Annotated in this window: 18 protein-coding genes; 12 read left to right on the forward strand and 6 right to left on the reverse strand. The window is 47.9% G+C overall.

Annotation, left to right across the window (positions count from 1 at the left end; translation table 11 throughout):
- The 4 genes from VJY99_RS01635 to rspA form a co-directional block, all read right to left on the reverse strand.
- Positions 1-824 (reverse strand): mannitol dehydrogenase family protein (locus VJY99_RS01635; RefSeq protein WP_414641556.1); only part of this gene is annotated, 824 nt, incomplete at its 3' end.
- Positions 825-996: 172 nt separating this feature from the next.
- Positions 997-2400: an MFS transporter gene (locus tag VJY99_RS01640; RefSeq protein ID WP_414641557.1), complete on the reverse strand. Its 1404-nt coding sequence runs from the start codon at positions 2398-2400 to the stop codon at positions 997-999.
- A 62-nt stretch (positions 2401-2462) separates the two neighbouring features.
- Positions 2463-3476 carry a Zn-dependent oxidoreductase gene (locus VJY99_RS01645; protein WP_324115708.1) on the reverse strand — a complete coding sequence of 338 codons (1014 nt, stop codon included), beginning with the start codon at positions 3474-3476 and terminating at the stop codon, positions 2463-2465.
- 14 nt (positions 3477-3490) lie between these two features.
- Positions 3491-4705 (reverse strand): starvation-sensing protein RspA, encoded by a 1215-nt coding sequence (rspA, locus tag VJY99_RS01650; RefSeq protein WP_324115710.1) that lies wholly within the window; start codon positions 4703-4705, stop codon positions 3491-3493.
- 722 nt (positions 4706-5427) lie between these two features.
- Between rspA and VJY99_RS01655 the strand changes: the two genes are divergently transcribed.
- From VJY99_RS01655 to VJY99_RS01665, 3 genes are all read left to right on the forward strand, one after another.
- Positions 5428-5964: a TRAP transporter small permease gene (locus tag VJY99_RS01655; protein WP_324115711.1), complete on the forward strand. Its 537-nt coding sequence runs from the start codon at positions 5428-5430 to the stop codon at positions 5962-5964.
- A gap of 83 nt (positions 5965-6047) precedes the next feature.
- On the forward strand, positions 6048-7319 hold the full coding sequence (locus tag VJY99_RS01660; RefSeq protein WP_324115738.1) for a TRAP transporter large permease subunit: 1272 nt from the start codon (positions 6048-6050) through the stop codon (positions 7317-7319).
- A gap of 20 nt (positions 7320-7339) precedes the next feature.
- The gene (locus VJY99_RS01665; RefSeq protein ID WP_324115713.1) at positions 7340-8296 is read left to right on the forward strand and encodes a TRAP transporter substrate-binding protein; all 957 of its coding nucleotides are present in this window, start codon (positions 7340-7342) and stop codon (positions 8294-8296) included.
- A gap of 111 nt (positions 8297-8407) precedes the next feature.
- Here VJY99_RS01665 and VJY99_RS01670 read toward each other — a convergent pair whose 3' ends face one another.
- Positions 8408-8734, reverse strand: a complete 327-nt coding sequence (locus tag VJY99_RS01670; protein WP_324115714.1) for a YnfA family protein — start codon at positions 8732-8734, stop codon at positions 8408-8410.
- A 105-nt stretch (positions 8735-8839) separates the two neighbouring features.
- Between VJY99_RS01670 and VJY99_RS01675 the strand changes: the two genes are divergently transcribed.
- A complete protein-coding gene (locus tag VJY99_RS01675) occupies positions 8840-9190 on the forward strand; it encodes a DUF1283 family protein (RefSeq protein ID WP_324115716.1) in 351 nt (116 codons plus the stop codon).
- Between the two features lie 109 nt (positions 9191-9299).
- On the opposite strand, the gene VJY99_RS01680 is transcribed toward VJY99_RS01675, so the two are convergent.
- Positions 9300-10340, reverse strand: a complete 1041-nt coding sequence (locus VJY99_RS01680; protein ID WP_324115717.1) for an oxidoreductase — start codon at positions 10338-10340, stop codon at positions 9300-9302.
- A gap of 285 nt (positions 10341-10625) precedes the next feature.
- On the opposite strand from VJY99_RS01680, the gene VJY99_RS01685 reads away from it, so the two are divergent.
- The 8 genes from VJY99_RS01685 to nth all read left to right on the forward strand — a co-directional run bounded on the left by VJY99_RS01685 (position 10626) and on the right by nth (position 17352).
- Positions 10626-11069, forward strand: a complete 444-nt coding sequence (locus tag VJY99_RS01685) for a DUF2569 domain-containing protein (RefSeq protein ID WP_324115740.1) — start codon at positions 10626-10628, stop codon at positions 11067-11069.
- A gap of 159 nt (positions 11070-11228) precedes the next feature.
- Positions 11229-11810: an electron transport complex subunit RsxA gene (gene rsxA / locus VJY99_RS01690; protein ID WP_034455395.1), complete on the forward strand. Its 582-nt coding sequence runs from the start codon at positions 11229-11231 to the stop codon at positions 11808-11810.
- Positions 11810-12388 carry an electron transport complex subunit RsxB gene (rsxB, locus tag VJY99_RS01695; protein ID WP_324115724.1) on the forward strand — a complete coding sequence of 193 codons (579 nt, stop codon included), beginning with the start codon at positions 11810-11812 and terminating at the stop codon, positions 12386-12388. The genes rsxA and rsxB overlap by 1 nt, the downstream gene beginning before the upstream one ends.
- Complete coding sequence (gene rsxC / locus VJY99_RS01700; RefSeq protein WP_324115726.1) at positions 12381-14348, forward strand: electron transport complex subunit RsxC; 1968 nt, start codon at positions 12381-12383, stop codon at positions 14346-14348. The genes rsxB and rsxC overlap by 8 nt, the downstream gene beginning before the upstream one ends.
- The gene (gene rsxD, locus VJY99_RS01705; protein ID WP_324115727.1) at positions 14349-15398 is read left to right on the forward strand and encodes an electron transport complex subunit RsxD; all 1050 of its coding nucleotides are present in this window, start codon (positions 14349-14351) and stop codon (positions 15396-15398) included.
- Between the two features lie 9 nt (positions 15399-15407).
- The gene (gene rsxG / locus VJY99_RS01710) at positions 15408-16034 is read left to right on the forward strand and encodes an electron transport complex subunit RsxG (protein ID WP_324115729.1); all 627 of its coding nucleotides are present in this window, start codon (positions 15408-15410) and stop codon (positions 16032-16034) included.
- Positions 16031-16717 carry an electron transport complex subunit E gene (locus tag VJY99_RS01715; protein WP_324115732.1) on the forward strand — a complete coding sequence of 229 codons (687 nt, stop codon included), beginning with the start codon at positions 16031-16033 and terminating at the stop codon, positions 16715-16717. The genes rsxG and VJY99_RS01715 overlap by 4 nt, the downstream gene beginning before the upstream one ends.
- Entirely contained in the window at positions 16717-17352 is a 636-nt protein-coding gene (gene nth, locus VJY99_RS01720) for an endonuclease III (RefSeq protein ID WP_324115734.1), read from the forward strand. Before VJY99_RS01715 ends, nth begins: the two co-directional genes overlap by 1 nt.
- Positions 17353-17856 lie beyond the last annotated feature (504 nt).

The following is a 17856-nucleotide window of genomic DNA, read 5'->3' on the forward strand; positions in this document are numbered from 1 at the left end:
GCACCTGCTTTTTCCCACTCTGGGCGGCCTGCCACAAAATTATCTTCAATAACCCACTGGCGGAACGGTTCGCACGCAACGGCCGCCGGGTCAACAACACCTGTTGCCTGGGAAACTTGTTCCAGCGTTTCAGCCGTCACAGCCGGTACAATTCGGTCAACCATGGTGGAGGGGAATGTCACGTGAGTTTCAATCCACGCGGCCAATTCTGGGTTAATTTCCTGGGCGTAGGCGGTGATAACGTTGCGGGTTACATGGCCATTTTCCGGCATGTTGTCACAGGACATAACGCTAAACGCAGGCAGGCCCGCGGCTTTACGGCGAGCCAGTGCTTCTACAATCACACCCGGTGCAGATTTTGGCTGCTGTGGATGAGCGAGATCGTGCGCAATTAAAGGATGGTCCAGCAAGATGGTGCCGGTAGCTGGAGTATGGCAATAGCCTTTTTCGGTCACAGTCAGGGAAACAATGGCAACTTCTGGTTGAGTCAGCGCACTAAATACCGCTTCAAGGCCATCGACCTGCGCATGAATCGCATCTTTCACTACACCCACAACGCGGCAATGCCAGGCGTCAGCCGACATTTCAGCCACGCTATAAAGATTGTCTTGCTTCTTTAAATCAGCAATTTGTTGCTCGCCGCCAATCAGATTGACTTCGCAGTAACCCCAGTCGCTACCATATTCATTCGCCAGGATGTCGGCGTAAACCGCCTGATGCGCACGATGGAATGCGCCAAAACCAAGATGAACGATGCGTGATACCAGTTTGCTACGGTCATATTTTGGCAGAATAGCTTTTGCAGATAAGAGCTTGTTTTCCATTTTTAAAACTCGCTGTGTAGTAACTTGGGGACAGCTACAGACTACCTGCTATGGTAGTCTGCATTTTGATTTGAATTAAACTTTGGCTATTTGGTATGACACAAATGTAAAAGCTGTATGACAGGATCACATTTTGCGATATCTGGTGTTCCGTGACCCCGTGGCTACACCTTTAGTAATTCCTGATACCATTTACAGCTGCTGCCTTTTTGGGAGTTTCCGCGGCATCCTCAGCCAGGCTCAGGTCGCGGTCTTTCACTTCAGGCATCAATATTGCTGCCAATAAACCAATTACCGAGTAGACAATCATCATGACGACAATCGGCCACCAGGACCCCGTCATGTTGACGAAAATACCTGCGAGCACCGGACCAAACCCTACTGCAACCAGCCCGCCCGCTTCTTTCGAAATCGCCATTCGTGTGAAGCGATTACGCGAGCCGAACATTTCGGCCATGGTGATATTTTCCAGAGCAAACAATCCCAGCACAGCGACGTTATGAATAATGATAATTGAAGCCATAATGACGTTAACATCATTGTTCTTATCAACAATCATCGACAGCATTGGGTAGGCAAGAATAATGGCTGAAATATTAACGATAATATAAGGGATACGACGACCAATTTTATCTGACAACCAACCTAAGAACGGAATGGTAATAAAACCAATAACAGAGCTAATCATTAGGGCGTCAGTCGGAATACGTTTTTCAAACAATAACGTCTGAACTAAATAACCCGCAAGGAAGGTTTGAATTAAACCAGAGTTCCCAGCCTGACCAAAACGTAATCCCGTTGCAAGCCAGAATGATTTACTGGTAAACATCGCACCAAGCGAGTGAGTTTTGTCAGCCACTGGTTTTGTCACCGCAACGTTTTCAGTGTCATCATTAACTTTCTCAAACACTGGGCTTTCTTTGAGATTCATACGCAACCAGATGGCAAAAATCATCACCACCACGCTCGCAAGGAATGGTACACGCCAACCCCATGCCAACAACTCTTCTTTTGGAAGGACGAAGAACATCACTGCCCAAATCGCTGTTGCCGATAGCGTACCGCAGTTGGTCCCCATCGCAACTAAAGAGGAAATAATGCCGCGTTTACCTTTGGGCGCATACTCTGCAAGCATAGTCCCGGCACCTGAAATTTCAGCCCCAGCACCCAATCCCTGAATAATACGTAACAGCACTAAGAGCATCGGCGCAAAAATACCGATTTGTGCATAGGTTGGGAGCACACCAATTAAGGTGGTACAAATCCCCATCATCGTAATAGTAATAAACAGGACTTTCTTACGCCCAATGGTGTCGCCCATTCGACCAAAGAAGAAAGCACCGGCAATACGGGCGATATAACCTGCACCATAGGTTCCCATCGCTAATATTAATGCCATCGCAGCGGATTGCTCAGGGAAAAATATTTCGTGGAAGACTAACGCAGCACCTAATGAATATAACTGGAAATCCATGAATTCCAGTGCAGTACCGAGCCAACCAGAAACGGCAGCTTTAACTAAATCACCGGTGCTTCTTTCCGGCTGGTCATTTTTTATATTAATAGAAGTATTCATATTTCTGTTCTCAGCAATTTGTCGTTGTAGGGACAGCAAATCTATAGATACAGATGGGCGAGTCAGAACGTCAGCAATACCTTGCAGCATTGCTTTTGGTCTTTTTCAAATATTTCCATTGCATCAACTACTTGCATGTAATTGAACTGATGGGTAATTAATTTCTCCGGGTTTATTTTTTTCTGTGTCATCCAGTCAATCACCATTGGGAAGCGATTGCTGTTGAGTCGTGAGCTATATATAGAGAGCTCTTTACTGGTGATAGCTTGTTGATTCAACACGCAAGGGTCAGATGAAAAACCCATAATGCCGATGCGTGCAGCAGGTGAAGCAAGCGCGATTGCTTCCGGTAAAATGGCCGGATGACAGGCCGCATCAATGATTAGGGTTGGACGAATTCCCAAACGCTCAAGTTCTGCATGCAAATCAATATGGGCATTATTGATAACCCGATCGGCTCCGTTGGCTTTCGCCATCGCGAGGCGCTCGTCAATACGGTCAACCACGATAATCTCTTTGACGCCGTACACACCGCGCAATGCCTGAATAGAGGTTAAGCCCATCGGCCCGGCGCCATAGACCAATGCGGTGTCCAGAGGACCTGGATTCAGTTGGCTACAGATATTGGCAGCAATCGTGAATGGTTCCACCATCGTGGCTTCATTATCAGGAATACTCTGCGGTACCACGTGGGCGTTCTTTGCAGGCAAGGTGATATATTCGCTAAAACCGCCATCGCGATGTACACCAATAACCTGGAGTTCAGCACATACATTTGGCCGCCCGACTAAACAGGGATAGCAGTGACCACAACTCACAACCGGGTCACCCACCACACGTTCACCGATACGTGATGAATCAACGCCTTCACCGACTGCATCAATATGGCCGAAAAACTCGTGGCCGATAACGCGCGGATACTTGGCGAACGGATTATGCCCGCGATAAATGTGCACGTCTGAACCACAAATACCGGCGCTGCTTACGCGAATACGCACTTCGTAAGGCAGTGGTTGTGGAACTGGACGCTCTTCAATGACCAGTTTTTCTGGCTGTTGTATGGTGATACTTTTCATCGTTATATCTCCCGTTACCAATTCCACAAGGTGCCATCTTCGAGGCGAGCTACCGGCAAATATGCAGGTTCATAGGGATATTTCGCTGCCAGCTTTTCATCAAACTCAATGCCCAGTCCTGGCTTGTCGCCTGGGTGCATATAACCGTTATCGAATGTCCAGTTATGTGGGAAGACCTCCAGCATCTGCTCGGAGTAGCCCATATATTCCTGTACGCCAAAGTTTGGCACCCACAAGTCAAAGTGCAGCGCGGCAGCGTGGCAAATTGGCGACAGATCAGATGGCCCGTGTGATCCAGTGCGAACCTGGTAGAGCGAAGCAAAGTCAGCGATACGACGCATGCCAGTAATACCACCCGCATGAGTTATCGTGGTGCGGATGTAGTCAATAAGCTGCTCTTCAATCAGTTGCTTACAGTCCCAGATGCTGTTAAACACTTCGCCCACGGCAATGGGGGTAACAGTATGCTGGCGGATCAGGCGGAAGCATTCCTGGTTTTCGGCCGGTGTTGGATCTTCTATCCAGAACAGGCGATGTTCTTCCACACTTTTGCCAAAGCGGGCGGCTTCAATTGGTGTGAGGCGGTGGTGCATGTCGTGCAGCAGGTGTTCGTTAAAACCAAACTTGCTACGTACGGCTTCAAACAGTTTTGGGGTGAAATCGAGGTATTTTTCAGTGGACCACAGCTGTTCTTCAGGCCAGTGTCCTTTCGTCGCGGGCTCGTAAGCCAGCCCTTTGCCTTTTGACATCCCGTAGGTGGTTTCCATACCCGGTACGCCGCATTGCACACGAATGGCTTTAAAGCCCATTTCCTGGTGACGCGCATAATCCTCAAGCACATCATCAATGGAATGACCGGTGGTGTGGCAATACACCATGACACCTTCGCGTGATGCCCCACCCAACAGTTGATAAAGCGGCATCCCAGCAGCTTTGGCTTTGATATCCCACAACGCCATATCGACAGCAGAAATAGCAGACATTGTTACCGGACCACGACGCCAGTAAGCCCCTTTGTAGAAAAACTGCCAGATATCTTCGATGCGGTGTGCATCCCGGCCAATCAGTTGTGGGCAAACATGATCCTGCAGATAAGACGCCACTGGCAGTTCACGGCCATTTAAGGTGGCATCACCCAGCCCCGTTAAACCATCATCAGTGGTGATTTTCAACGTGACAAAGTTACGTCCGGGACAGGTGACAAATACCTCTGCCTTTACAATTTTCATCTATTTTCCTTACAACGAGTTAGGATCTGCTGTCTTTAATAGGCGTATTATTATGCGAACGCATACTACCATACAAGATCATATGAGTAGTTACGTGATATTTGACACGTTTTGATGCGACGTACATTGAAAGCAATACCTGAATATGTGAATACAATCACAATAAAAAGAACGGATACCTGCTGGATTGAATTTCTACAGTATCGGGAAAACGACACAAGGTAGAAGGCGGGTTTGCGGAGAGGATATTGACGACCGACGCTTTTTCATCGGGAATCCCTCATGCTGCTGATGAACCAATGCCAAACATCACGGTTTATTAATCAAGGGTGAGCAGCTCCCAACCATGAACTCATTTAATATACTGAATTATATGGATTTAATGAATGCTATTTATATTAGCGGAATAATGATTGCGAAGGTTATTATTAAGAAATTCATATAATGTGATCTGAAACTTAGTTTTATTTAAATTGAATTTGTATTCTAACAACGTCAAATGAATGGCATTAGAGATAACTTCTGAGTCGGAGTAAAATTAGTATGAGCAAGGACATAGCTCTCACAACAAATTATCTACATAAATATTACATTCTCAGAGGATGCTTGAGGATGTAAATTGTCGTGAAAAAAACAACTCGCACATGCATGGCGGTTATAATAGTCAAATAAAATTTAGAGTTACCTGGAGTGTATTTTGTTAAAACAAAGGATGGTTCGCCATGATAATTAAATCAATAAACAACCTTTTAATTAGGGCACTATGTGGCATCCTGGCTGTATTTATGGTTGTCATGATACTGTCAGTTGTATGGCAGGTGTTTACACGATTCGTAATAAAAGATCCATCAAGTTTTACCGACGAATTGTCACGCTATTTACTGATTTGGATCGGTGTACTGGGCGGAGCATATACCTTCGCTATCAAACGCCATTTAGCATTAGAGATAATCGCTCCAAAATTGGGACGTAATGGTCAGCTTATATTGAGCATCATCATTAACGTTGTCATACTTGCATTCTCATCAGTTGTATTTACCTATGGTGGATACGACCTTGTATCTAGCACTTTAAAAAATGGTCAAATATCGCCCGGTATTGTTATATTTGGAAACAACTTATTGATAGGTTACGTTTATCTTGCTGTGCCGTTAGCTGGTGCTATTATAAGCTATTTTGGTGTAGTTGATATCGTTAGCTCATTCGTTGCATTAATAAAAAAAGAAAGTGATGTTCCAGCGGAAGGAGTTTCTCAATGACACTCACAGATTTATTATTCACACAAGAATTCCTCAGTAACGCACCCGATGCTTTTCATGATTTCCTGCCTGTATTTGTATTGATGGGTGTGCTGGCTGTATTATTGATAATAGGTGTCCCTATTGCATTTTCAATAGGCATTGCAGCAATGTTAACGGTGTTTATTGATTTCCCTATCGATAAAGCAACCGTTCTCATATCGCAGAAAATGGCAAATGGTTTAGATAGCTTTGGTTTATTGGCTCTCCCCTTCTTTATTGTGGCGGGAAATTTGATGAACCGCGGCGGCCTTGCTAGCAGATTAATCAATTTTGCCATGTTATTGGGTGGGCGCCTGCCAGGTTCTCTTGCTCATGTGAATGTAATGGCAAATATGCTTTTTGGTTCACTTTCTGGGTCTGCCGCTGCATCGGCTGCTGCAGTCGGTGGCATCATGCGCCCTCTGCAAGAAAAACATAATTATCCGAAAGATTTTTCGACCGCAGTGAATGTCGCCTCCTGTCCAGCGGGTTTGCTGATTCCACCTTCAAATATTCTTATCCTATTTGGTCTGGTGAGTAGTACTTCTGTGCAATACCTTTTCATTGCGGGCTATATTCCCGGTATTATGATGGGGTTGTCTATTATGCTGGGAATATTCCTCTTTGGCAGACACTACAACATTCCGCGCGAAAGAATTATATCTCAAGCAAAAGTCAGTAAAGTCATTCTTGATGCTCTGCCAAGCCTCAGCCTGGTGCTGATTATCATGGGGGGTATTTTGGGTGGAGTATTTACAGCGACTGAAGCATCCGCTATCGCCGTTGTTTACGCTCTATTCTTGGGTTTTGTTTATCGTGAACTAAAACTTAAAGATATGTTCCCCGTTCTGATTGAGAGTGTGATTACAACATCGATCGTTTTATTAATGGTAGCAACATCTTCGGCGATGTCCTGGTCAATGGCTAACGCCGACATTCCAACGTTTATCTCTGATTTTGTGCTGGAAGCATCAACAAATCCTCTGATGATTATTCTGTTGATGAACATCATTTTATTGGTTGTCGGTACCTTTATGGATATGACACCAGCAGTACTGATTTTCACTCCTATTTTCTTACCTATCGCGACACAACTCGGAATTGATCCGGTTCATTTCGGCATCATCCTGGTCTTTAACCTGTGTATTGGTATCTGTACACCACCGGTGGGTACCGCCCTCTTTGTCGGGTGTAGTGTCGGTGGCATCAAGTTGGGAAGCGTAATACCAAAAATGTTGCCTCTATTTGGCCTCATGATATTAACCCTGGCATTAGTTACATTGTTCCCATCACTATCGTTGTGGTTACCTGGTTTAGCTGGATATAAATATTAATTAACATAAAGGACGTTATTATGAAAAAAATTATTCTTGCATGCACCCTGTCAATCTTTACTATGGGCAGCGCTTGTGCAGTCAATTTAAAATTAGCGCATGAATTAACAACGGAACACCCAGTACACAGTTCTCTGGACTGGTTTTCCAAACAAGTTCGTGAACGTACTTCGGATGTTCGGGTAAAGGTTTATCCTAATGGGCAACTAGGTAATGAAACTGAATTACTTCAGATGGTACAGAACGGGAATATTGCCTTTACTAAAGTGAGTGCTGCACCGTTAACCGCTTTTGCTGTCGATTATAAACTTTTGTCATTACCTTATTTGTTCAGAGATCGCACGCAATACGATAAGGTGATGCAAGGCCCAATTGGTGATAAAATTCTGGCGTCTTCCAAAGACTCAGGCTTTATTGGTTTGGCTTTCCTGGATGCCGGTGCGCGTAGTTTTTATACCAGCAAGCCAATCAAAACACCTGAAGATTTGAAAGGGATGAAAATTCGTGTACAGAATTCATCTATAGCGATTGATACCATTAAAGCGCTCGGGGCAACGCCAGTACCGCTACCTTATAGCGAGTTGTATTCAGCTCTACAACAAGGCGTGGTTGATGGCGCAGAAAACAATATCCCATCATATTATTCAGCTCGCCATTTTGAGGTGAAAAATGTGTACTCCTATGACAAACACACTATGGTTCCAGATGTATTAGTCGTGTCCACTCAAGTTTGGAATTCGCTCTCAGAAAAAGATCGCACGATTATTCGTGAAGTGGCGAAAGAAACGGTGAAAGTACAGGACACTAACTGGAATAAATACGTTGAAAAATCGGTTCAAGAACTGCAGAAAAACAACGTAACGTTTGTTGAAAGCGACATTCCAAAATTCCAGGAAGCTGTTAAGCCTGTATATGAAAAATTCAAAACAGAAAACCCTGAATTGGTTACGCTGCTAGACGAAATTCAAGCACAGTAATTTATATTCGCTTAAGTCGATTCTGACAGGTAGTGGGGATTATCCTTGCTATCTGTCAGAATATTGAGAGAAAACCGAGAAGCACGAACTATAACCTGAGCCGAGGATAAATCAGGTACGTGACCACCCTGCAACAATAATCAACATCCCGCAGAAAGCGACGGCTGCGCCCACCCAATCGTAAGCACTCAATCTGACCCCATCGACCCAACGTAACCATAGCAATGCAGTGACGACATAGACGCCACCATATGCAGCATAAACACGGCCACTCGCCGTGGGATGCAAGGTTAATAACCAGACAAACATCACCAGCGAGAAAGCAGCAGGGATCAGCAATAGTGGTGATCCTTCGCGTTTTAACCAAAGCCAGGGCAAGAAGCAGCCAATAATTTCAGCAAGAGCTGTTGCAAAAAAAAGTAAGGTTGTTTTGATCATGTTTAACGTTGTCTGAAATAATGGGAGTAATAACGGGTCGCGTTGGTACGCGCCAATCTCAATGGTATATTTGCTTTAAGCGCTCCACCCTAAAAGGAAAATGCAATGAACACAAACCTTCGCAAACGTCTGTCCGTGGTGACTCTGCCGCTGGCGCTGTTGCTAAGTGCCTTTGCGTTTGTTCACCCTGCCACTGCCCAGACCAACAAGCTGATTGTTGAATCTGGTGACAATGCGCAGACTCGCCAGGATGCGGCGATGGACAAAGAGCAATGGAATGACACACGGAACTTACGCCAGAAAGTGAACAAACGGAGCGAAAAAGAGTGGGACAAAACCGATACCGCTTTTGATGCGCGCGATAATTGCCAGAAAAGTGCCAATCTGAACGCCTATTGGGAACCTAACACCCTGCGTTGTCTGGATCGCCGCACCGGCCGCGATGTCGCCCCTTAATGCTGTACCGTGGCCATTAAGGCTTCAGCCAAAATGACCTTGTAGGCCGGGTGTTGCTGACGCTAACCCGACCTCCCCCCCCTTCATCTGCCGTTCTGGGGGTACGGTGTTATGCCAGATTCAGAGTGGCGCGATGTTTTGCAGATTCCATACCCAGTTCAATCATTTCCATGACCTGAATGGCTTGAGCCGCCGGAACCGGGTTCTCACCGTGTCCGGTGAGCGCATCGCGAATAGCTGCATAGTACGCAGGATAATTACCCGGCACCGTCAGCAAAGTTTGCTCGCTCATCACGTCACCCTGCGCCAGAGTCAGGACGCCATCACGCATATCGTAGCCCCAGTCTTCCTGCGGCAAACGTTCGCCCGATTTCAGGCGGTCTTCCTGCGGATCCAGACCATATTTGATATAGCTGCCGCGCGCGCCATGCACGATATAGCGCGCGGTTTCTGCCGCCGCCAGCAAGGAGCTATGCAGCACAACGCGGCGTTGTGGGTACGCCAATACCGCATGGAAGTAGTCGGTCGCTTGCGCACCTGGGCGCAGTTGGCCTAGATCCACGGTCAGGCTCACTGGCAACCCGAAAAGATTCAGCGCCTGGTCGATAAGATGTGGCCCTAAGTCGTACCAGATACCGCTGCCAACACCGGCCTGCTCACGCCAGCGATTGCGAACTTGTGGACGGTAACGGTCGAAATGCGATTCAAAATAAGCAATTTCACCCAGAGTACCCTCGGCCAACAGCCCTTTCAGGGTTAAAAAATCACTGTCCCAACGGCGGTTATGGAACACCGAAAGTAACAAACCGCAGCTTTTCGCCAGCGCATCTAATTCACGTGCTTGTGACAACGTCACGGTAAATGGTTTATCGACCACCACGTGTTTACCCGCTTCCAGCGCCGCTTTGGCCAATGGGAAGTGAGTATCATTGGGTGTTGGGATGACTATCAGGTCAATATTTGGGTCGTTGAATAGATGATGAGGGTCAGAGACGACCGGCATGTTTGGCCAGTCAGCATGAACTTTCGTCGCGTCACTACTGGAAACACCGGCCAAAACCATGCCAGGCGTTCCTACTATTAAGGGAGCATGAAAGGTCTTGCTGGCGTAACCGTAACCGATTAATCCGACACGAATGTTATCACTCATTTGATTACCTCATTATTTTCGACGGTTCATTTGACACCATGCCACCGATTGTAACAACAGGTAATTATATTGTTACGTGTTAGCGGTATGTTCACCAGGCAATTGTTAATCAATCGGCTATCTGAAGGGGTTAGTGATGCACTCATCTGTCTGCCCAAATCGGTCTGGTGCACTGTGCTCTAACATCACACAGGTAGCAAAGCGCTGAAAAAACCTTATAATCCTCCCGCCTTATGATTTGCATAAGGAAAGTTTCATACTTTTTCGGGAGGTAACATGACGAGCATGCAAGAACCGACGCAAGCACCACGTATTGCAGGCTGGCTTCTGGCCCCTCTCGCCTGGCTTCTGATGACGCTTCTGAGCAGCTCTATTGCCCTGGCCATTTATCTTATGATGCTCATCTCCCCAGAAAGCCATCGACTTATGAGCGCACAAGGCCCCAAAATGGTTGTCTTGTGGTACACCTCGATTGCCTGCGCGATTGCGATGTGGGGTTATACCACGTGGTTGACTATTGCCTTCTTCAAACGCCGTAAGAATGTGGTACGTCATTATATTCTTTGGTTATTATTGTCAGTACTGCTCGCGATTAAAACCTTCGCGTTTTCCCCAGTAAGTGACACGCTGGCATTACGTCAGTTGATGTTTCCTTTATTGGCTGCCGCCTTGTTGGTTCCTTACCTCAAGCGCTCGCAGCGCGTGAAGCAAACATTTATTAAACCGTAATTTACCCAAAATAATTCAAGTGGCATCCCGGCGGTAAGAGAACATCGCCAACAAAGGTGCAGTTTGAAGTATGACGGGTATAACCCTATAAACACTCGGTTGTCGTTATTGGCCTGTTGGCCGATAATAGGCGGCTTTTTTTGGTTTCAGGTCTTATTCATGACAGATTATTTGCTGCTCTTTGTTGGTACGGTGCTGGTCAATAACTTCGTATTGGTGAAGTTTCTTGGCCTGTGTCCGTTTATGGGGGTTTCCAAAAAACTGGAGACCGCCATCGGCATGGGGCTGGCAACCACTTTTGTCCTGACGCTGGCATCTATTTGCGCCTGGCTGGTCAATGAGTTGATCCTTATTCCTCTCGACTTAGTCTATTTGCGCACGCTGGCGTTTATTCTGGTGATTGCCGTCGTCGTGCAATTTACCGAAATGGTGGTTCGTAAAACCAGCCCGGCACTGTATCGCTTGCTGGGTATCTTTTTGCCACTGATTACCACTAACTGCGCGGTGCTGGGTGTTGCACTGCTCAATATCAATCTGGGTCACAACTTCTTGCAATCAGCGCTTTATGGTTTTTCAGCCGCAGTGGGGTTCTCGCTAGTGATGGTGTTATTCGCGGCCATTCGTGAACGTCTGGCTGTTGCCGATGTACCTGCACCTTTTCGCGGGAATGCTATTGCACTTATCACTGCCGGATTGATGTCTTTGGCCTTTATGGGCTTTAGCGGATTGGTAAAGTTCTGATGAGTACTATTTGGATTGCAGTGATTGCACTGGGTTTCTTAGGCCTGGTATTCGGGCTGATCCTCGGTTATGCCTCACGCCGTTTTCGCGTCGAAGAAGACCCGATTGTCGATAAACTTGATGAGTTGTTACCGCAAAGTCAGTGTGGTCAATGTGGTTATCCAGGTTGTCGTCCCTATGCAGAAGCCGTTGGAAACCAGGGCGCAAACATCAACCTGTGCGCTCCCGGCGGCGAAGCTGTTATGCACAAAATTGCCACGTTGCTTAACGTCGACCCACAACCCATTGATGGTGATGGTCTGGCACAAGAACCGGTGCGCATGCTGGCGGTTATCGACGAAGCCAACTGTATTGGCTGCACCAAGTGTATTCAGGCTTGCCCGGTAGATGCGATTGTTGGCGCGACCCGTGCCATGCATACCGTTATTAGTGACCTTTGCACCGGATGCAATTTATGTGTCGACCCGTGCCCTACGCGCTGTATTGATTTGCGCCCGGTCGAAACCACCACAGAAAGCTGGAAGTGGGACCTGCAAACCATCCCGGTTAGACTTATTCCGGTGGAGCAACATGCTTAAGTTATTTACCCGTTTCAAAAAAGATAAAATCTGGGATTTTGACGGTGGCATCCATCCACCAGAAATGAAAACTCAGTCAAACGGCACGCCGTTACGCCAGGTTCCTTTACCGCAAAAACTGGTTATCCCGTTAAAGCAGCATATTGGGGCTGAAGGCGAACTGTGCGTGAAAGCCGGCGATTATGTGCTGCGCGGTCAACCATTGACCCGTGGGCGTGGTCGCATGCTGCCAGTCCATGCTCCAACATCCGGAACCATTACCGCCATTGCGCCCCACTCCACAGCCCATCCTTCTGCACTGGCTGAGTTGAGTGTGATTATTGAAGCCGATGGTGAAGATAAGTGGATTGACCGCGACGGCTGGCACAACTATACCTCACGCAACCGCGAAGAGCTTATCGAGCGCATTCATCAGTTTGGTGTCGCTGGTTTAGGGGGTGCAGGCTTCCCTACCGGCAATAAATTGCACGGTGGCGGCGATAAAATCGATACGCTGATTATCAATGCTGCTGAATGCGAACCCTACATTACTGCCGATGATCGTCTGATGCAGGATTGCGCCGCGCAAATAATCGAAGGTGTACGCATCCTCGCGCATATTCTGAAGCCCCAGCGGGTACTCATCGGTATCGAAGACAACAAATCGCAGGCGATTTCGATGCTGCGTGCGGTGCTGTGCGATACCCACGGCATTCAACTGCGCGTGATACCCACAAAATATCCGTCCGGTGGGGCGAAGCAACTGACCCAGATTCTGACGGGGAAGCAGGTCCCACAGGGTGGCCGTTCTTCCGATATCGGCGTGCTGATGCAAAACGTCGGTACTGCTTTTGCGGTGAAGCGCGCCATTATTGACGGTGAGCCATTAACCGAGCGCGTGGTGACTTTAACCGGCGATGCGGTTTCGCAGCCCGGTAATGTCTGGGCGCGGTTAGGAACACCCGTTCGCCATCTGCTTGATTTTGCCGGTTTCCGACCCGCTCACGATCAACAAGTGATTATGGGCGGCCCGTTAATGGGCTTTAGCCTGCCGTGGCTGGATGTTCCGGTGGTTAAAATCACCAACTGTTTGCTGGCCCCGTCGGTCAATGAAATGGGTGTTCAACCCGAAGAACAGAACTGCATCCGTTGTAGCGCTTGCGCCGATTCTTGCCCGGCCGATTTATTGCCACAGCAGCTTTACTGGTTTAGCCGTGGGCAGCAGCATGACAAAGCACAAACCCATAACCTGAAAGATTGCATCGAATGCGGTGCGTGCGCTTATGTATGTCCAAGCAACATTCCGCTGGTGCAGTACTTCCGTCAGGAAAAAGCGGAGATCCGCGAAATTGAGCTGGAAGCTAAACGCACCGCTGAAGCAAAAGTACGTTTTGAGGCTCGCCAGGCGCGTCTTGAGCGTGAAAAAGTTGCACGACTGGAACGCCATAAGAAAGCCGCTGTTCAGCCCACCGCAAAAGATAACGATGCGATTCAGGCAGCCCTTGCTCGCGTGAAGAGTAAGCAAGCACAAAGTCATGAGCCCATTGTCATTCAGGCTGGAAGCTTACCGGATAACCAACAGATGATTGCTGCACGTGAAGCTCGCAAAGCGCAGGCACGTGCTCGTCAGGCAGAAAAAGAATCGCAGCCAAGTGAGCCAGAAACGCAGGTAAGCGACCCACGCAAAGCAGCGGTCGAAGCCGCTATTGCCCGCGCTAAAGCGCGTAAAGCCGCTCAAGCCGGTGAATCCGCACCTGTAGCTGAAACCGCTGAAGTGGCTAAAGCCGACGCAATTGATCCGCGTAAAGCCGCAGTCGAAGCGGCTATTGCTCGGGCTAAAGCGCGTAAAACCGCTCAGGCGGCAGTCGCATCTGTAGAAGAAGCAGACGAAGAACAAGATCCGCGTAAAGCCGCGGTTGCCGCTGCCATCGCCCGAGTCCAGGCGCGAAAAGCGGCGCAACAAATGGCAACAGAGGAATAGATGGTTTTCAAGATAGCAAGCTCCCCTTATACCCATAACCAACGCAGCACTTCCCGTATTATGCTGCTGGTGACCTGCGCCACTTTGCCGGGGATGGCAATGCTGTGGTACTGGTTCGGCTGGGGCAGTCTGGTGCAAATCGCATTAGGTATTCTGACAGCCGTCGCGGCAGAACTCTTAGTACTGAAGCTTCGTAAGCAACCACTGAAAATCCTGGGTGACAATTCAGCTGCCTTAACTGGCCTTCTGTTAGGGATGAGTATTCCGCCACTTGCCCCATGGTGGATGGTTATCCTCGGCACCCTTTTCGCCGTTATCATCGCGAAACAGTTATATGGCGGGCTTGGCCATAATCCATTTAACCCAGCGATGGTCGGTTACGTGGTATTGCTGATTGCCTTTCCGGTGCAAATGACATCGTGGCTTCCACCGCATTCACTTGCCGCCACGGTTCCAGGGTTTGCCGATTCACTGCATGTTATTTTTTCGGGTGCCACCGTGGTGGGCGACAGCATGTCGCAATTACGCATGGGTATTGATGGCATAAGCCAGGCCACTCCACTTGATACCTTTAAAACTGGGCTACGAGCCGGTCATTCCGCGACTTCTCTGTTGCAATCTCCTATCTATACAGGTGTTTTGGCAGGTCTAGGCTGGCAATGGGTCAACCTGGCTTTCTTAGCCGGTGGTGTGTTCTTATTGATGAAAGGCGCGATTCGTTGGCATATTCCGGTCAGTTTCCTGATAACACTGGCAGTGTGCGCCACACTCGGTTGGGTATTCTCCCCGGAAACCTCTGCTTCGCCGGTCATTCATCTGTTTTCTGGCGCAACGATGTTGGGTGCATTCTTCATTCTCACCGACCCCGTTACCGCGTCGACAACGAATCGCGGACGTCTGATTTTTGGCGCCCTGACTGGGGTTTTAGTGTGGCTAATTCGCACCTATGGCGGCTATCCCGATGGCGTCGCGTTTGCCGTTTTGCTGGCAAATATTACCGTCCCATTGATTGACTACTACACCCGTCCTCGTGCTTATGGGCACCGCTAAGGAACCGTCATGCTGAAAACAATGCAAAAACATGGCGTGACTCTGGCGCTGTTTGCCGTAATGGCAACTGCGCTTACGGCAGTCGTCAATGCGTTAACTAAAGATACCATCGAGCAACAGGCCATTGCGCAACAAAAGCTGTTGTTTGATCAGGTGATTCCCCCTGATAGCTATGACAATAATATTCAGGCCAGTTGCCAGGTGGTTAATGACCCGCAATTAGGTAAAGGTGAGCGCCATATTTACGTGGCGCGTAATGGCCAGCAGCCGGTTGCCGTCGTGATGGAAGCGACAGCACCTGACGGTTATTCTGGGGCTATTCAGTTGCTAATCGCCGCAGATTTTAATGGCAAAGTCCTGGGGTCTCGTGTCACAGAACACCATGAAACGCCTGGACTTGGCGATAAAATTGAAACGCGTCTGAGTGACTGGATAACCCATTTTGCCGGTAAAACCATTCAAGGTAACGATGACCCAAGCTGGGCGGTGAAAAAGGATGGCGGTCAGTTTGATCAGTTTACGGGTGCCACTATCACGCCACGTGCGGTCGTCAATGCAGTAAAACGTGCGGGACTGTTTGCTAAAACATTGCCATCACAAATTGAAAATCTGCCTGTTTGTGGAGCACAACCATGAGCGAAGTAAAAGATATTGTCGTTCAGGGGTTATGGAAAAATAACTCAGCGCTGGTGCAATTGTTGGGCCTGTGCCCGTTACTTGCGGTGACATCCACTGCCACCAACGCCCTTGGCCTGGGCCTGGCGACTACACTCGTGTTGGTGCTGACTAATAGCGCCGTGTCCGCACTGCGCCGTTGGGTTCCTTCAGAAATTCGTATCCCCATTTATGTGATGATTATTGCGTCGGTCGTCAGCACCGTACAAATGCTCATTAACGCTTATGCTTATGGTTTATATCAGTCTTTGGGGATTTTCATTCCCCTGATTGTGACTAACTGCATCGTCATTGGTCGCGCCGAAGCATTTGCCGCCAAAAACAGTGTACCGCTAGCCGCCCTTGATGGTCTTGCCATTGGGATGGGGGCCACAAGCGCGATGTTTGTTTTGGGTTCGCTACGTGAAATCATTGGCAACGGAACGTTGTTTGATGGTGCTGATGCGTTGCTGGGTAGCTGGGCTAAGGTGCTGCGCATCGAAATCTTCCACACCGATACCCCTTTCCTGCTGGCGATGTTGCCACCGGGTGCCTTCATCGGCCTGGGTTTGATGTTGGCTGTGAAGTATCTGATTGATGAAAAAATGAAAACGCGCCGCACCGCGAAAGCGGCTGCACCGGAAGGGAATCCAGAGAAAGCGTAATGAATAAAACCCTACGGCTAGAGATCCTCACACGTCTGCGTGATAACAACCCCCACCCGACGACAGAGTTAAATTTCAGCTCCCCGTTTGAATTGCTGATATCAGTACTGCTGTCAGCGCAAGCCACTGATGTCAGTGTCAACAAAGCGACAGCAAAACTATATCCGGTGGCTAATACACCACAAGCCATGCTGGATTTGGGCGTGGATGGCGTGAAGGCCTACATCAAAACCATCGGTCTGTTTAATAGCAAAGCCGAAAACGTCATCAAGACCTGCCGGATGTTGATAGACCTGCATAATGGTGAAGTACCGGAAGACAGAGCGGCACTGGAAGCCTTACCGGGTGTCGGTCGTAAAACCGCAAACGTGGTGCTCAATACCGCGTTTGGCTGGCCGACTATCGCCGTTGATACCCATATATTCCGCGTGTGTAACCGCACCAACTTTGCACCTGGCAAAAATGTCGAGCAAGTTGAGGAAAAACTGCTGAAGGTGGTTCCTGCAGAATTTAAAGTGGATTGCCACCATTGGTTAATTCTCCACGGACGTTACACCTGTATCGCCCGTAAGCCGCGCTGTGGCTCATGTATCATTGAAGATCTCTGCGAATTCAAAGAGAAAGTTGACCTCTAATCGGTTGCCTGTTTCTTTAGAAGCAGGCCACATTCTTCCACACTCCCCCGACCACTGTTTAGAACAACAAATCCATTGATTTATTCTACATTTCACTTCCGCTTCGATTGATTCGTCTGATGAATAATCACTCGAATAGGTTAATCGTTTTTTTACGATAAGAATTTTCTATAATTATGTGATTCAGATCACACTGATAACCTAATGTTAAATTTAGGTCATAAAAATGAAACAAATAACCTCGCAATAAGCAGTGATTACCTGACTAAAGCAGTACAATAGCCCGTACAAATCTTTACATGCAGCCTATATCACTATACATAGAGTGAAAAAGCAGAGCATATAACTAAAATAGGATTATTACGTTATCAACAGAGAGAATAAATCGGCAAAGAGCATTTTGATAAAATTTAACGCTGAATATCAATTTGCTTTGTGGAACTTTATCTCGCCACGGATAAATGTAACAGTTCATTACAAAACACTTGCCTGAAGCCTCAGGAT

The organism is Buttiauxella sp., from assembly GCF_035271705.1.
Lineage (GTDB): Bacteria > Pseudomonadota > Gammaproteobacteria > Enterobacterales > Enterobacteriaceae > Buttiauxella.

Excerpts from the sequence above, each read along its gene's own strand:
- VJY99_RS01640 (WP_414641557.1), bottom strand. The coding sequence starts at position 2,400 with ATGAATACTTCTATTAATATAAAAAATGACCAGCCGGAAAGAAGCACC.
- rspA (WP_324115710.1), bottom strand. The coding sequence starts at position 4,705 with ATGAAAATTGTAAAGGCAGAGGTATTTGTCACCTGTCCCGGACGTAAC.
- nth (WP_324115734.1), top strand. The coding sequence starts at position 16,717 with ATGAATAAAACCCTACGGCTAGAGATCCTCACACGTCTGCGTGATAAC.
- VJY99_RS01715 (WP_324115732.1), top strand. The coding sequence starts at position 16,031 with ATGAGCGAAGTAAAAGATATTGTCGTTCAGGGGTTATGGAAAAATAAC.
- VJY99_RS01670 (WP_324115714.1), bottom strand. The coding sequence starts at position 8,734 with ATGATCAAAACAACCTTACTTTTTTTTGCAACAGCTCTTGCTGAAATT.
- rsxD (WP_324115727.1), top strand. The coding sequence starts at position 14,349 with ATGGTTTTCAAGATAGCAAGCTCCCCTTATACCCATAACCAACGCAGC.
- VJY99_RS01685 (WP_324115740.1), top strand. The coding sequence starts at position 10,626 with ATGCAAGAACCGACGCAAGCACCACGTATTGCAGGCTGGCTTCTGGCC.
- VJY99_RS01665 (WP_324115713.1), top strand. The coding sequence starts at position 7,340 with ATGAAAAAAATTATTCTTGCATGCACCCTGTCAATCTTTACTATGGGC.
- rsxC (WP_324115726.1), top strand. The coding sequence starts at position 12,381 with ATGCTTAAGTTATTTACCCGTTTCAAAAAAGATAAAATCTGGGATTTT.
- rsxA (WP_034455395.1), top strand. The coding sequence starts at position 11,229 with ATGACAGATTATTTGCTGCTCTTTGTTGGTACGGTGCTGGTCAATAAC.
- VJY99_RS01675 (WP_324115716.1), top strand. The coding sequence starts at position 8,840 with ATGAACACAAACCTTCGCAAACGTCTGTCCGTGGTGACTCTGCCGCTG.
- rsxB (WP_324115724.1), top strand. The coding sequence starts at position 11,810 with ATGAGTACTATTTGGATTGCAGTGATTGCACTGGGTTTCTTAGGCCTG.
- VJY99_RS01645 (WP_324115708.1), bottom strand. The coding sequence starts at position 3,476 with ATGAAAAGTATCACCATACAACAGCCAGAAAAACTGGTCATTGAAGAG.
- VJY99_RS01660 (WP_324115738.1), top strand. The coding sequence starts at position 6,048 with ATGGGTGTGCTGGCTGTATTATTGATAATAGGTGTCCCTATTGCATTT.
- rsxG (WP_324115729.1), top strand. The coding sequence starts at position 15,408 with ATGCTGAAAACAATGCAAAAACATGGCGTGACTCTGGCGCTGTTTGCC.
- VJY99_RS01680 (WP_324115717.1), bottom strand. The coding sequence starts at position 10,340 with ATGAGTGATAACATTCGTGTCGGATTAATCGGTTACGGTTACGCCAGC.
- VJY99_RS01655 (WP_324115711.1), top strand. The coding sequence starts at position 5,428 with ATGATAATTAAATCAATAAACAACCTTTTAATTAGGGCACTATGTGGC.